The following is a 13,308-nucleotide window of genomic DNA, read 5'->3' on the forward strand; positions in this document are numbered from 1 at the left end:
CAGAAATCCTAGACGGCTTCCTCTTCGTCAGTCGGCAGGCAAATTTCGAATACATTGCCATGCTGAAGAATCATAATGTTGCGTTCCTTCTCCCTCATGACGACAACCTCAGGCTTCGTGCGCATACGGTCGATATATTGATCAGGCACATCGCCCGAGCCGCTTACCGTTATGCCATCGATTACGATATCTTCATTTTCTTGCGGCGGGGATTCAAGCACTTGCTCGTAAATATCGGAAAAAAGCTCAAAGTTGTTCGTGTACACGGAAATGCATTTCATGATTCATCATCCTTCATTGGCTAATTTAGTTTTTTACCTTTATTTTTGGTCTTAACCGCTGGCTTCATACGCGCTTTTCCTTCTTTGCATATATCCAGCAAGGGACATACAGGACATTGCGGATTTTGCGCCTTGCAGTGATATCGTCCGAAAAAAATGAGTCGGTGGTGAGTTAGTGTCCATTCCTCTTTCGGAACCAGCTTCATCAGCTTCTGCTCGACGACAAGCACTGTATCATCGGGCTTGGCTGCGCCAAGTCGCTTCGACACTCGCTCGACATGCGTATCAACCGCAATGGCTGGTACGCCAAAAGCATTGGACATGACGACGTTAGCCGTCTTGCGCCCGACGCCGGGAAGCTCGATCAATCCTTCGTGGCTGGCTGGAACCTCACCCTCATATTTATCGATCAAAATGCGGCACAACTTCTGTATATTGGAAGCCTTGCTTCGGAACAACCCGATTCGGCGAATATCACCTTCCAGCTCCTCCAGAGGCACGCTCAAGTAATCCTCGGGCGTCTTGTACTTCTGGAACAAACCTGCCGTAACCTTGTTGACGGTCTCATCTGTGCATTGAGCCGAGAGCAATACTGCGATAGTCAGCTCAAACGGATTGTCATGAATAAGCTCGCAATGCGCGTCCGGGAACATCTCTGCTATGGTATCCAATATATGACGCATCTTCTGCTTTGCACTCATGATTCCCCTCCAGTTTAGCACTATCGTTCAAAGTGTAGCGAAATTTGACACGGTACGCAACCATAAATCCGCATAATTCCATAAAAAAACTGCCCATAAGGGCAGTTTTTTTCACAAAACGTTCCTGCTTTTATAGGAATGATGGCTTAAACGGCATTTTCCCTATCCGTTGGAAGTTGTTGTGACGCTTTGCAATTTCTCCAGCGTCGAGCCAACATACGTCGCATTGATTTTTTCGCCAGCCTTGAATTGGCTGAAAGCGCCTTTTGTACCGTCGGCTTTGTAGATATCAATGCTTGCTGTTGAGAGGTCGAACGCCGCTTGTGTTCCGGTTTTGACTCTCAGCTTCTTGTTCACCGAATCTACGGATACGATCTCGTACTGGATATTTTGATGGATCTTAATTTGGTAAATCAAGAATTGGTCATACTCCAGATCAAGTGTAATCGTCGCACCCTTTGTCAGGTCGCTCAGATTAGCTGATGGCTTGTCTTTCAGATCAACATTAGATTTGTTATAAGGAATCGTAATCAATTCACCATTCGCAATCTTGATTGTTACCTGCTGGTCCGTCTCGTTCAAAGTAACAAGTTCACCTACATACTTGTCCACGAACTCCAGAATGATAATGTTATTATGCGAGTAACTGACAATAATGTTCTTGAATTGATTCATTAATTTCATTCCGTCTTCGCGCTTCATGGTCTCGCCGCGATAAACGAATTTAGTTGCGTCCGTAATATACAGCGCCTGCGCGTTTTTGCCGTTGGAATCTACAATCGTTAATAGTTTATCATCCTGGGCGCTGTTCACAATTTGTGCCGCAGTAATTTTATTCATTTGACGATTCTGCACTTTAATAGCGACAACCTGCTCATTCGCATTGATAGACAACTCCACGACGTCCACCTTCGCGATCAAATCGCTGATCGATGTGTTCGGCAATCCTTCAATTTGAACCGTAACACTCTTATCGAGGAACTTGGACACCAGGTTTTTGCCGTCTTGCAATATCGTAATCGACTCTTTGTCCAGATTTTGCACCAAGCCGCTGATCGTTGTTGTGTTAGGCGCTACAGCGGTTGTCAGCTTCAGAGTACGCGGATCTTTGCGGAAGCTGTCCTGTACAATGGTCACTTTCGCATCGCGCCTAATGGTATCGATCGCTACGGACTTGCCGTCGGCATCTTCCACGGCCAATGATTCGTCATAGGTGAACAACTGCGCTTTATTGTCGATCCATACATAGAATGTTTTGTCCGTCGCATTGTAGCGGTCGAACGTTCCCGATAGCGTCTTTGTATGCTGGGTATCGCTCTCCACCTCAACGTACAGCGCTTTTCCATCTTTCCCGATAACCGTTACGTCGCCATATTCAAGCAGCTGGTCCTTCGTAATCGGCTTCTCGGAGTTGAAATGGAAATATACCGTACTGGAATCAAGTGTATAACTCGTCTCTTTCCCATCTTGGTACAAGGTCAGTCCCGTGCTGGTCAGATCGGATACAACGCCCGACAACTGGCCTTCATAGTCGACCGGATAGCTGGACTGTGCTCTGCTGAACAGAGTAGCCAAACTAGCGCGCGTAATCGTCTTGGCAGGCTCGAACGTAGTCTCCGTCATCCCTTTGACCAGGCCAAGCTGGAATGCTGCGTTTACAAATCCTTTATAGCGGGTACTAATAGATGAGGCATCTTGGAAAGGCGACGACGCATTTTGCAGTTGGCTCGCTACTGCTTGCTGTCCAATCGCTTTCACAATCAATTTCGTAACCCATTCACGGCTCGCAGGCTTGGAGCCCCAAGCGTTTTCGGTATCCGCTTTGGCTAGCGCGTACTCTTCTTCACGGTCAAGCAACCCTTCCTTGAAGGCAAGCTCGATGTAGGTTTTGAAAAATTCACTTACTTCAAATGATTCATCGAAGATGATCATAGAGTTCGTCGGTGCTTTGTCAATCAAACCGGCAAAACGCAAAGCCATCAAGACGGCTTCCTGCTGAGACACGCTTTTCTCCGGCTTGAACGTCGCCGTGCCATCTGCCGTATTTTTATAACCGTCAATAATGCCTTGGAAATAAAGCTTGGCGATATGCTTCTCGGCCCAGTGTCCCGCATTCACATCAAGAAACGGCGTTGAAGCTGTAACCGCAGCGGCATGTACAGCGATAGGTGTTGATAAAACGGCAGAACCGCTTCCCGTTACAAGTGTAACAGCAAGCGCTCCCGTAAGTATTTTTTTCCAGCATAATTCGATTGGCATCCAGGTCGTCTCCTTTGTCGATTTCGAATAATGTAAGTGATAGAGCTCTTATCGAACGATTGGATGATCCAGATCGACGTGGCCCATCATGCTCTCAACCGCTTCCCCTACGACAAGGATGTCGATGCCTTCCACGAATGAGAATTGGAACAGCGTGCTCTTGAGTGTCTCGACCATCTGAAGCTCGCCGGGCGCGCCTAGACGGGCTTCGTCCGGAATGTGGATGTCCACCGTTACGATGCCGTCATTGAGAGTGACGGCCAAAATATGTACGTCCTTCCATAGAGAGACGCTGCCGTCGCCGGCATCCTTTTGCAGTTCAGCCAGTGCGGCTTTCACCATATCGGCCTCATCTGCATTCGGAATCGTGACTTTTCTCTCCAACGTTTTCTCCAGCTCGGCGTCTGTCGCGTAGATTGTAATTTCCATCTGATCCGCAGGTGCGCTGGAAGGAACCGGAGACGGCTCATTCGCGCTTTCCTCCGGTTCGTTATCCTGCCCGCCGTTCGATTCATTAGCTGTAGGGGATGCCCAGACGCCGCCTTGCGTGTCCACGTTAGTCTTCTCTTGAGCACCGCAACCCGAAAGCGCGGCTATAACAACAAATGAAGCGATCAACACTCGAAAGGCTTGTCCGGTTTTATGCATCAGCCAGAACCTCCGCTCTCTATTTCAATTTCAAATATGCTTTAATTCCCTTAGCTACTTCTGCTCCGAACTTGTTCTGAACGGAATCTGTAAATAGGGCTTTCGCATCGCCATCATTGGATAGATATCCGGCTTCGATCAGAACGGCTGGCATCGTCGTCTCCTTGATGACCTTGAATGCCGCTTTCTTCACACCTCGGTTATTCAACCCGGTTCCGGCAAGTACATATGGATGTAGAAAATCCGCTAACGCCTTGCTGTTTTCGCGATAATAGTAAGTCTCCGAGCCGTTTACGCTTGTTTTGTCATAGCTGTTGGCATGAATGGAGATAAACAGATCGGCCTTATGATCCTGCGCAAACTTGATGCGGTCGGCCAGCTCAATAAACGTATCGTCTGAACGAGTCATCAACACATGGATACGCTTGTCCTTCTCCAGTTCGGCCTTCAGCTTCAGCGCAGCACTCAGGTTGAATTCCTTCTCCCAGCGAGTCATGGACTTGCTGTATGCGCCCGGGTCCTTAGCGCCGTGACCTGCATCGAGCACAACGGTGAATTGCGCGCCATTGTTGTCATCCGGCGGCGTTGTCACCGGCGTTTCAGGTTCAACCGGCGTTTCTGGCTCCTTCGGAATATCTGCAGTTGGCATCAGCGCAATATGTATCGCGTTCTCCGACTCCGTCACCACGTATCCCGTGTCATCGCCAATGTTGATGACCAATCTCGCTGTAAGCGGGTTCAACTGGAATTGAGCGTACTTGTAACCCGTGAGCAATGGGTTATCAGCCACTTCCACTCTTGTCTCCCCATTGAAATAAGGCTCAAACGTCGTGTTTTTGAAATCAAAAGCAAGACGCTTAGGGTTGTCTAGCACAAGAGGTTTACCTGGCTTCTGGACATCCGTGTGGATGAGCGTAATGACGGACTGTTCGTCCATCGAAACGCCTGTTATGTACCCTGTCGGCAATGGCTGCTCTGGCTCTGCCGGTTCAGGCTCAGCAGGCTGCTCCGGCTGAATGCGGAACATATGCACTTCCCGCTCGGGGCCCTTCCACTCAAATTCCAGTCCAAGCAGTTCGCCTACTGCTCTCACCGGTACCATCGTCCTTTGATTCATCAGCTGCGGCTTGGCGGCTATGTCCATTATGACGTCGTTTACCTTCACCATTGCTTCGCCGATAATCAGCTCGATGACAGTGCTGTCGTTCTTGATGGTCACTTTCTTCATGACGGGTTCCCATTCCACTTCATAGCCAAGCCCCTCGGACAAAATGGCCAGCGGAACGAGCGTCGAACCATTCTCGATCTTCGGATCCACATCAGACACTAACTGCTTGCCCTCCAGAAACAACTTCGGAGGCACGCTGGCAGCATGTCCGACGGACGCGAACATCGTGAACAACAACGACATCAACAACATAATGGATACAGACTTTTTCATTTCCCACCTCGATGACTGAATTTCCTTCATCGAATGTGATCATTCGACATACAAGGACAACTGTATAGACGCACAGTGTCAGAAAAAGTTGCGTATAGAGGAAAAAAGAGGACAACCTCCTTATCAGTCGGTATGTCCTCTTTGCTGATGTCTATTAGCCTAAGCGAGCAGCGTGCTTTTGCTCGTATGCTGAGATTTTGTCTTCGTGCTGAAGCGTCAGACCGATATCGTCCAGACCTTGCAGCAGGAACTGGCGGCGGTGCTCGTCAAGCTCGAAAGAAAGGTCGAGACCGTATTCGTCAGTCAGCTTCTTGTTCTCCAGATCGACATTCAGCTTGTAGCCTTCATGCTTCGCTGTGCGCTGGAACAAATCCTCTACTTGCTCTTCGCTCAGCTTGATCGGAAGAATGCCGTTTTTGAAGCAGTTATTATAGAAGATATCCGCGTAAGAAGGTGCGATAACTACCTTGAAGCCATAGTCCAGAATCGCCCATGGCGCATGCTCACGGGATGAGCCGCAGCCGAAGTTCGCTCTGGAGATCAGAACGGAAGCGCCTTGGTAGCGCGGCTTGTTCGGTTCGAAATCGGCGTTCACTTCGCCGCTCTCGTGGAAACGCCATTCGAAGAACAGAAACTGGCCGAAGCCGCTGCGCTCGATGCGTTTCAAAAATTGTTTTGGAATAATTGCGTCTGTATCTACATTGACCCGGTCAACCGGAGCAACGATGCCTGTTAATTGTTTAAATGGTTCCATGGATGATAATCCCCTCTCCTGCGTTATGCGCTTAGTTCAGCACTTCCGTCTTGATTTCCCAATCGCGAACGTCAGTGAAACGGCCATTGACCGCTGCAGCTACTGCCATTGCAGGCGATACGAGATGCGTTCTGCCCCCGCGGCCTTGACGGCCCTCGAAGTTACGGTTGGAAGTCGATGCGCAGCGCTCGCCTGGCTTCAGAACGTCCGGGTTCATCGCAAGACACATGGAGCAGCCGGCATCGCGCCATTCAAAGCCTGCTTCTGTGAAGACTTTATCCAGTCCTTCCTTCTCCGCTTGAATCTTAACGCGGCCGGAGCCTGGAACGACAATCGCCGTTACGCGGTCGCTGACTTTGTAGCCTCTAGCGATCTCGGCAGCAGCGCGAAGATCCTCGATACGGCCGTTCGTGCAGGAGCCGATAAATACATAATCAATCTCAATTTCGGACATTGGCGTACCTGGCTTCAGATCCATGTATTCCAATGCTTTCTCAGCTGCTTTGCGCTCGTTCTCCGTCGGAAGATCAGCAGGGAAAGGTACTTTGGACGTAATGTCCGTCCCCATGCCCGGGCTAGTTCCCCAGGTTACTTGCGGAATCAGGGAATCTACATCGAAATCTACTACTGTATCGTAAGCTGCGCCCTCGTCCGTTGTAAGCTGCGACCATGCCGCTACCGCTTCATCGAAGTTAGCAGGTGCATACTCGCGGCCGCGAAGGTAGTTGAACGTTGTCTCGTCTGGTGCGATCAAGCCGGCGCGAGCGCCGCCTTCGATGGACATATTGCAGACCGTCATACGCTCTTCCATCGTCAGGGAACGAATCGACTCGCCTGTATATTCAATAACATAGCCAGTTGCGAAGTCTGTGCCGTACTTCGCGATAACGCCGAGGATCATGTCCTTTGCCGTTACGCCCGGTTTGCGGTTGCCGATGAAGCGAACTTCCATCGTTTTGGCTTTGGATTGCTGCAGACATTGAGTCGCCATTACATGCTCAACCTCAGATGTGCCGATACCGAATGCCAGCGCGCCGAACGCACCGTGCGTGGAAGTATGGCTGTCACCGCAAACGATTGTTTTGCCCGGATGTGTCAGGCCAAGCTCAGGTCCCATAACGTGAACGACGCCTTGGTCCACACTGTCCAGGTCGAACAGCTTAACGCCGAAATCCTTACAGTTCTGAGTCAGCGTATCCACTTGCTGCTTGGAGATCGGATCGGAGATGTTGAAGCGATCCTTCGTCGGTACGTTGTGGTCCATTGTTGCAAACGTCAGGTCCGGACGGCGAACCTTGCGGCCCGACAGGCGCAAGCCTTCGAACGCTTGCGGAGACGTTACTTCATGAACAAGCTGCAAATCGATGTAAATAACGCTTGGTTTGCCTTCTTCTTGATGAATGACGTGATTGTCCCAAATTTTCTCAAACATTGTCTTTTTCGCCATTATGCTCACCCCATGAATTCATTATTGCTTGCTGCAATAATCTGCTTTATTAATTACTGCCATCATACCATGTCTTTCTTCATTGATCTAAGATATAATATCTATAAGGACTATAGTTATTAACTATAACTCGCGTTATCTTATTTGTATAGATCGAATTTAAAGGGAGGTTTAGCCGGATGGAACTGCGTCAATTAAATTACGTCATCCAGATCGCCAATGAAAAAAACTTTTCCCGAGCCGCGGACAAGCTGCATATTGCCCAGCCTTCGCTAAGCCAGCAGTTGTCCAAGCTGGAGCAGGAGCTCGGGGTATTATTGTTCCGGCGAACCACCAACTCAGTTGAGCTCACTCAGGCAGGCAAGGTATTCGTGGAGAAGTCGCAGACGATTCTGGATACGGTCGAGCAGTTGAAGCAGGAAATGGACGATATGGCGCAAATGCGCAGAGGGCGCCTTGTGGTTGGCACTCTTCCCATTACAGGTTCACACGTCCTGCCGCTTGTACTTCCTGCCTTCGGCGCGCAATATCCTCAGATTGAGGTTGTGCTGGTTGAAGAAACAACAGCCAAGCTGGAGCAGTTGACCGCCAGCGGCGGCACCGACCTGAGCTTACTGTCCTTGCCTCTCATTGACAGCTCATTATCCTATGAGCCCTATCTGGAGGAAGAGATATGGCTCGCCGTGCCCCCGCAGCATAGGCTTGCATCCCGGCAAGAGCCGATCGAGATCAGCGAGCTGAGCGCGGAGCCATTCATCGGGCTGAAGCGCGGTCAAGGCTTCCGCCAAATTACAGTCGAGCTGTGCGAGGCGGTCGGATTCACGCCCCAAATCGTATTCGAAAGCAGCAATATCGAAACGGTACAGTCGCTAGTGGCTGGCGGCATGGGTATTGCCTTTGTTCCTCGCATGCTGACCAGAACGGGCGGAGACTTTGCCCCGGTATATTTGAAGCTGCAATCCCGCCCTACCCGCACGCTTGTCGTCGCCAGCCGCAAAGGCCGCTACTTGTCCAAAGCCGCCCAAGCGTTTATCTCCACTCTGAACGAAACGATTAGCGTCTATCAAGGGTAGCGATGGTCGTTGCAGTAGGTTGTGTTACGATTCTTATGAGTGTGACGGTGTTTAGCTTAAGTCAGTTCATTTGAGTGGTGAGCGGCGCATTTTCGATTAAGGTTAGTTAGTATATGTGTGAGCGGATCAGTATCTTCGAAGTAAAAAGGACAGAAAATGCTTGGATAAGCGCCCATTATACATTAATAAACACATCATCTTGATGAGACTGGAACTTTGCTGAACTTGATGATCGCATGAGCTTGACCAGGCCTATTCTCAAAACACCTAAATTAACTCAAACACTCAATTAACACTTATTATATAGGACTTGTCGAGCAGTTCTACCCCTACCCATGAACTGAACAATACCGAAATTTGTCCATCAAAAAATCGCATTCTGTTAAGCTGCTGATCAGCTTGTATAGAATGCGATTTTTAAGTTGTACATGTATAACGTATGAGAGTGCGCTTCTAAGCCGAGTTTCTCGGCTTGCAGGCCCTCCCCCGCAATCTAACCTTTAAAGTAAAGCTGAGGCCGCCGGTCTTCAAAGACCGGAATGCGGCTGCGCACTTCGCTCACAAGATCCAGATCGATGTCCGCCCACAGAATCGTCTCTTCCTCGCCAGCTTCTGCTATAATCTCCCCCCATGGGTCGATGACAAGCGAGTGGCCGAAGAAGGTCGTCTCCCCGCTAGTCCCCATCCGGTTGCACGCAATCACGTACATTTGATTCTCAATCGCTCTCGCTGTCAGCAGCGTGCGCCAATGGTGCAAACGCGGATTCGGCCACTCGGCTGGTACGAACAACAGCTTGGCTCCGTCCAGCGCCAGCGTGCGCGCCAGCTCCGGGAACCGGATGTCATAACAGATCATCATGCCTGCCTGTTCCCCTTCAATGACAAGACGCCCCGGCTTCTCCCCGGCTTGCAAGTACTTCTCTTCCTCCATCAGGCGGAACAAATGGATTTTGGAATAATCACCAATTTGGTTGCCCTCTCTGTCGAAAGCATACATCGTATTATAGACGCCGTCCGCCTTGGCTTCTGCAATAGAGCCGCCAACGATATAGATCCCATGCTGTTTGCTGAACGCGGACAGGAACGCGATCGTCGCCTCCCCGTTCGTATCCGCCAACTGTTCGATCTCCGTCAAGGCATAACCCGTATTCCACATCTCCGGAAACATCACAACATCCGGCTTCACTTCCGCACGTACCACTTCCTCCAGCAAGCTCTTGAGCTTAGCCAGGTTTTGGTCAGGAAATCCCGCTTCTATATTCATTTGCAGCAAAGCAAGCCGCAATTTCTTCGTCATAAGGTGAAGCCTCCCAGTCATGTTCTTTTTCACTAATGATACCTTCTCATGGTTCTCTGTCAAGATGGGCATCGTAACGAAGAAGCTTAATTCAAGAAACTACATCACAAAGGAGTTTTTCTAATATGTTGCTTGTTCGTTATCCACGATTGCTGCTTATGGCGCTCGCCGCCATCATTCTGCTCACCTTTGCCGCTCCCGCTGCTTCCGCGGCTGCAAGCTCCGGTATCGCAACCAGCCCCGAAGCCGAGCTCCGTCCGATCCAAGTGTTCGACGTTGCCGCTGGCCGTGTCGTTAGCACCCTACCTAACGATAAGAAGTTTCAAAAGATGGCTCTTTCCTGGACCGAATCGGTTACAGGACTCGCACCGCAAATGACGGCAGGCCAAAATTGCAGCTATGTCTATCGCGTGCCTCTTGCCAAACCTGCAACTGTCGCATCCGGCGATATCAAAATTAGCACAAGTGATCTCTTTCTGTTTTATTGCAAGGATGAAGCGCCTATGCTGCTTGTCTTCGACGAGCGTCGCAAGCCTTTTCTCTTTCTATTCAAAGAAGACATCGGGCCGTTTATCAAAAAAGTAGGCCTGCCAGCATCATAAAAAATATGGCGTCGGCTGCGCTCCCTGCTTCAATTCTCCCTTCATTCATGCTACATTATTGCTAATGTCTTCTCGGCAACGACTGACAAATCGCTATAGCAAGCAATTTCGGAGTGTGATGAAATGGAAGCAGGAGTAGAAAAACGGCGGATTCGGCCCGCTGCTCGCATGGAGGGTCTGCCGACGCAGTTTTTCGCCAAGCTGGTAGGCAAGGCGAATGCGCAGATCGCCAAGGGCAAAGATGTCATTAATTTGGGGCAAGGCAATCCCGATCAGCCCACTCCCCCGCATATTGTAGCCAAGCTGCAAGAAGCCGCAACCAATCCGCTGTATCATAAATACCCGCCGTTCAGCGGGTTTCCTTTCCTCAAGCAAGCGGTCGCGAAGCGCTACAAGGAGGATTACGGCGTAGAGCTTGATCCCGATACGGAAGTCGCCATTTTGTTCGGAGGCAAAACAGGGCTTGTGGAAATTAGCCAATGCCTGCTCAATCCGGGAGATGTCTGTCTCGTTCCCGATCCCGGTTACCCCGACTATTGGTCGGGCGTTGCGCTGGCAGGAGCGGAAATGTCCTTTATGCCCCTGCTTGAGGAGAACGGGTACTTGCCCGATCTCAGCGCGATTGCACCAGACAAAGCTGAGCGCGCTCGACTTATGTTCATGAACTATCCCAACAATCCGACGGGCGCTGTTGCCACGCCGGAATTTTACGCTGATGTAGTGAAGTTTGCGGAAGCCCATGATGTGGTCATTGCGAGCGACTTCGCGTACGGCGCAATCGGCTTTGACGGCGGCAAGCCGATCAGCTTCCTGCAGACGCCTGGCGCGAAGGAAGTCGGCGTGGAATTCTATACGCTGTCGAAAACCTACAACATGGCCGGCTGGCGCGTAGGCTTCGCGCTTGGCAACACCGATGTCGTCTCCATGATCAATCTGATTCAGGACCATTACTACTGTAGTCTGTTCGGCGGTATCCAGGAAGCGGCTGCACTTGCGCTTACAGGTCCTCAGGATTGCGTGACGTCGCTGACGGCCATGTACGAGAGCAGAAGAAACGCCTTGTTCGAAGCGCTGGATCGCATCGGATGGAAAGCGGCAAAGCCAGGAGGCTCTTTCTTCTGCTGGCTGCCAGTGCCGGAAAGCTATACATCAGAGACGTTCGCGGATAAGCTGCTGCTGGAAGCCGATGTCGTCGTTGCTCCGGGCGTCGGGTTCGGATCGCATGGCGAAGGCTATGTGCGCCTGGGCTTATTGTCCAGCGAAGAGCGCCTGGTCGAAGCTGTCGAGCGGATTGGGAAGCTTGGACTTTTCACCCCGTAACGATGCGATTATGGTGGGATGCCTTTCTTTACAGAGGCATAAGATCATGTTATCCTTAATTTAGTTGAAACCAGAAACGTGATGACGGGACCAGTAAGCAGATCAAGGCCTTGCCCAGAGAGTAAATTCCACCGGCTGCAAGAATTTACCTTAGGCCCACTGCCGAAACCTACCTCCGAACGGCCGGCGATAAGCCGGACAGCGCCTCCTGTTACGAGGCTTCAAGATGGACGATGGTTATGCCTTGCGGCAGCAGCATCGTCAACGAAGGTGGTACCGCGGAAGTGAAGACTTTCGTCCTTTAGAGGACGAAAGTCTTTTTTGCTGTCACAAAACAGTATAGGATGGGATGAACATGTCGGAGAGAATCGTCGTGAAAATCGGCAGCAGCTCGCTTACATCAGAGGAAGGCGGATTGAACCGGGAAAGCATAGCCTTCTTCGCGTCAGAGCTCGCCTCGCGCTATCGCCAGGGAGATGCAGTCATGCTGGTAACCTCGGGCGCGGTTGCTGCGGGTTTCCGCCAAATCGGTTACACGTCCAGACCAAAGATTGTACACGAGAAACAAGCGGCCGCGGCAGTCGGGCAGGCTCTGCTGATGCAAGCCTATCAGGAGGCCCTCTCCCGTTACGGCATCGTCGCAGCGCAAATTTTGCTGACACGGGCAGACTTCTCCAATCGCCGCCGTATTCAGAATGCGCTAATGACGATTGAAGAGTTGCTGAAGCAAGGCATTATTCCTATTATTAATGAAAATGATACCGTGGCAACCGATGAGCTGGTGCTCAAGTTCGGCGATAACGACAATTTGTCCGCGCTTGTCGCAGCGATGACCAAAGCCGCCAAGCTTGTCATTATTACCGATATGGACGGCCTCTACACCGAGGATCCGCGCAAAAACCCGCAAGCAACCAAGATAGAACGTGTGGAGCAAATATCGGAGGATATATTGAAGCTCGCAGGCGGCGCCGGCTCTTCCGTCGGAACGGGCGGCATGCGTTCCAAGATTGAAGCAGCAAGGGTTGCCATGCGCGGCGGTGTAGGCGCCTTTATCGGGAAGGTTCAATTGGAAGGCGATCTGACCAGGGCTGTGGAAGGCTGCGGCAGAGGCACGTATTTCGATACGAAGCTTCATAGTCTGCCGATGAAGAAGCAATGGCTTGGATTCCACTCCATGCCTCAGGGACGAATAACAGTCGATGACGGCGCGGTAGCCGCTCTTCTCATTGGAGGCAAGAGCCTCCTCCCCGCTGGCGTAACGGCTAGCGACGGTGACTTCCATCCCGGGGATGTGGTTGAGGTCGTGAATCGCCAGAACGAAGTGCTGGGCAGAGGCGTCGTCAATTACGCCGCATGGCAGCTGCAGGCTGCCGCCGGGCTTGGCTCGGAAGAGGTCTCCCGCAGGGTCGACGTCTCCCGCATTGAAGTCATCCACCGGGATGAATGGATCACGCTTATATAAATACCGCACGATAAATGAACCAG

The 13,308-nt window shown here is 51.0% G+C and carries 12 protein-coding genes; 4 read left to right on the forward strand and 8 right to left on the reverse strand.

Features of this window, described 5'->3' with window-relative positions; translation table 11 throughout:
• Positions 1-8 precede the first annotated feature (8 nt).
• The 7 genes from ACFVSO_RS11880 to leuC form a co-directional block, all read right to left on the reverse strand.
• A complete protein-coding gene (locus ACFVSO_RS11880) occupies positions 9-281 on the reverse strand; it encodes an NAD/NADP transhydrogenase alpha subunit (protein WP_387473557.1) in 273 nt (90 codons plus the stop codon).
• 20 nt (positions 282-301) lie between these two features.
• A complete protein-coding gene (gene nth, locus ACFVSO_RS11885; RefSeq protein WP_387473560.1) occupies positions 302-982 on the reverse strand; it encodes an endonuclease III in 681 nt (226 codons plus the stop codon).
• Positions 983-1,144: 162 nt separating this feature from the next.
• Positions 1,145-3,241: an S-layer homology domain-containing protein gene (locus ACFVSO_RS11890; RefSeq protein ID WP_387473562.1), complete on the reverse strand. Its 2,097-nt coding sequence runs from the start codon at positions 3,239-3,241 to the stop codon at positions 1,145-1,147.
• A 48-nt stretch (positions 3,242-3,289) separates the two neighbouring features.
• Complete coding sequence (locus ACFVSO_RS11895; protein WP_387473565.1) at positions 3,290-3,889, reverse strand: GerMN domain-containing protein; 600 nt, start codon at positions 3,887-3,889, stop codon at positions 3,290-3,292.
• A gap of 19 nt (positions 3,890-3,908) precedes the next feature.
• On the reverse strand, positions 3,909-5,330 hold the full coding sequence (locus tag ACFVSO_RS11900) for an N-acetylmuramoyl-L-alanine amidase (protein WP_387473568.1): 1,422 nt from the start codon (positions 5,328-5,330) through the stop codon (positions 3,909-3,911).
• A gap of 154 nt (positions 5,331-5,484) precedes the next feature.
• A complete protein-coding gene (gene leuD, locus ACFVSO_RS11905; protein WP_387473570.1) occupies positions 5,485-6,084 on the reverse strand; it encodes a 3-isopropylmalate dehydratase small subunit in 600 nt (199 codons plus the stop codon).
• 31 nt (positions 6,085-6,115) lie between these two features.
• Positions 6,116-7,531 carry a 3-isopropylmalate dehydratase large subunit gene (gene leuC, locus ACFVSO_RS11910; RefSeq protein WP_387473572.1) on the reverse strand — a complete coding sequence of 472 codons (1,416 nt, stop codon included), beginning with the start codon at positions 7,529-7,531 and terminating at the stop codon, positions 6,116-6,118.
• Between the two features lie 179 nt (positions 7,532-7,710).
• Between leuC and ACFVSO_RS11915 the strand changes: the two genes are divergently transcribed.
• Complete coding sequence (locus tag ACFVSO_RS11915) at positions 7,711-8,604, forward strand: LysR family transcriptional regulator (RefSeq protein ID WP_387473574.1); 894 nt, start codon at positions 7,711-7,713, stop codon at positions 8,602-8,604.
• A 493-nt stretch (positions 8,605-9,097) separates the two neighbouring features.
• Here the strand turns inward: ACFVSO_RS11915 and ACFVSO_RS11920 are convergent, their stop codons facing one another.
• A complete protein-coding gene (locus ACFVSO_RS11920; RefSeq protein WP_387473576.1) occupies positions 9,098-9,901 on the reverse strand; it encodes a carbon-nitrogen family hydrolase in 804 nt (267 codons plus the stop codon).
• Positions 9,902-10,026: 125 nt separating this feature from the next.
• Between ACFVSO_RS11920 and ACFVSO_RS11925 the strand changes: the two genes are divergently transcribed.
• The 3 genes from ACFVSO_RS11925 to proB all read left to right on the forward strand — a co-directional run bounded on the left by ACFVSO_RS11925 (position 10,027) and on the right by proB (position 13,285).
• Entirely contained in the window at positions 10,027-10,503 is a 477-nt protein-coding gene (locus ACFVSO_RS11925; protein ID WP_387473578.1) for a hypothetical protein, read from the forward strand.
• Positions 10,504-10,626: 123 nt separating this feature from the next.
• Positions 10,627-11,823, forward strand: a complete 1,197-nt coding sequence (locus ACFVSO_RS11930; protein WP_387473580.1) for a pyridoxal phosphate-dependent aminotransferase — start codon at positions 10,627-10,629, stop codon at positions 11,821-11,823.
• Positions 11,824-12,178: 355 nt separating this feature from the next.
• Positions 12,179-13,285 carry a glutamate 5-kinase gene (proB, locus tag ACFVSO_RS11935; protein WP_387473582.1) on the forward strand — a complete coding sequence of 369 codons (1,107 nt, stop codon included), beginning with the start codon at positions 12,179-12,181 and terminating at the stop codon, positions 13,283-13,285.
• The last annotated feature ends 23 nt before the right edge of the window (positions 13,286-13,308 follow it).

The organism is Paenibacillus sp. NPDC057967 (assembly GCF_042887015.1).
In the GTDB taxonomy this organism is placed as follows: domain Bacteria; phylum Bacillota; class Bacilli; order Paenibacillales; family Paenibacillaceae; genus Pristimantibacillus.

Bases quoted from the DNA above. Each gene is read 5' to 3' on its own strand.
- ACFVSO_RS11880 (WP_387473557.1), bottom strand. From the start codon at position 281: ATGAAATGCATTTCCGTGTACACGAACAACTTTGAGCTTTTTTCCGAT.
- nth (WP_387473560.1), bottom strand. From the start codon at position 982: ATGAGTGCAAAGCAGAAGATGCGTCATATATTGGATACCATAGCAGAG.
- ACFVSO_RS11890 (WP_387473562.1), bottom strand. From the start codon at position 3,241: ATGCCAATCGAATTATGCTGGAAAAAAATACTTACGGGAGCGCTTGCT.
- ACFVSO_RS11895 (WP_387473565.1), bottom strand. From the start codon at position 3,889: ATGCATAAAACCGGACAAGCCTTTCGAGTGTTGATCGCTTCATTTGTT.
- ACFVSO_RS11900 (WP_387473568.1), bottom strand. From the start codon at position 5,330: ATGAAAAAGTCTGTATCCATTATGTTGTTGATGTCGTTGTTGTTCACG.
- leuD (WP_387473570.1), bottom strand. From the start codon at position 6,084: ATGGAACCATTTAAACAATTAACAGGCATCGTTGCTCCGGTTGACCGG.
- leuC (WP_387473572.1), bottom strand. From the start codon at position 7,531: ATGGCGAAAAAGACAATGTTTGAGAAAATTTGGGACAATCACGTCATT.
- ACFVSO_RS11915 (WP_387473574.1), top strand. From the start codon at position 7,711: ATGGAACTGCGTCAATTAAATTACGTCATCCAGATCGCCAATGAAAAA.
- ACFVSO_RS11920 (WP_387473576.1), bottom strand. From the start codon at position 9,901: ATGACGAAGAAATTGCGGCTTGCTTTGCTGCAAATGAATATAGAAGCG.
- ACFVSO_RS11925 (WP_387473578.1), top strand. From the start codon at position 10,027: ATGTTGCTTGTTCGTTATCCACGATTGCTGCTTATGGCGCTCGCCGCC.
- ACFVSO_RS11930 (WP_387473580.1), top strand. From the start codon at position 10,627: ATGGAAGCAGGAGTAGAAAAACGGCGGATTCGGCCCGCTGCTCGCATG.
- proB (WP_387473582.1), top strand. From the start codon at position 12,179: ATGTCGGAGAGAATCGTCGTGAAAATCGGCAGCAGCTCGCTTACATCA.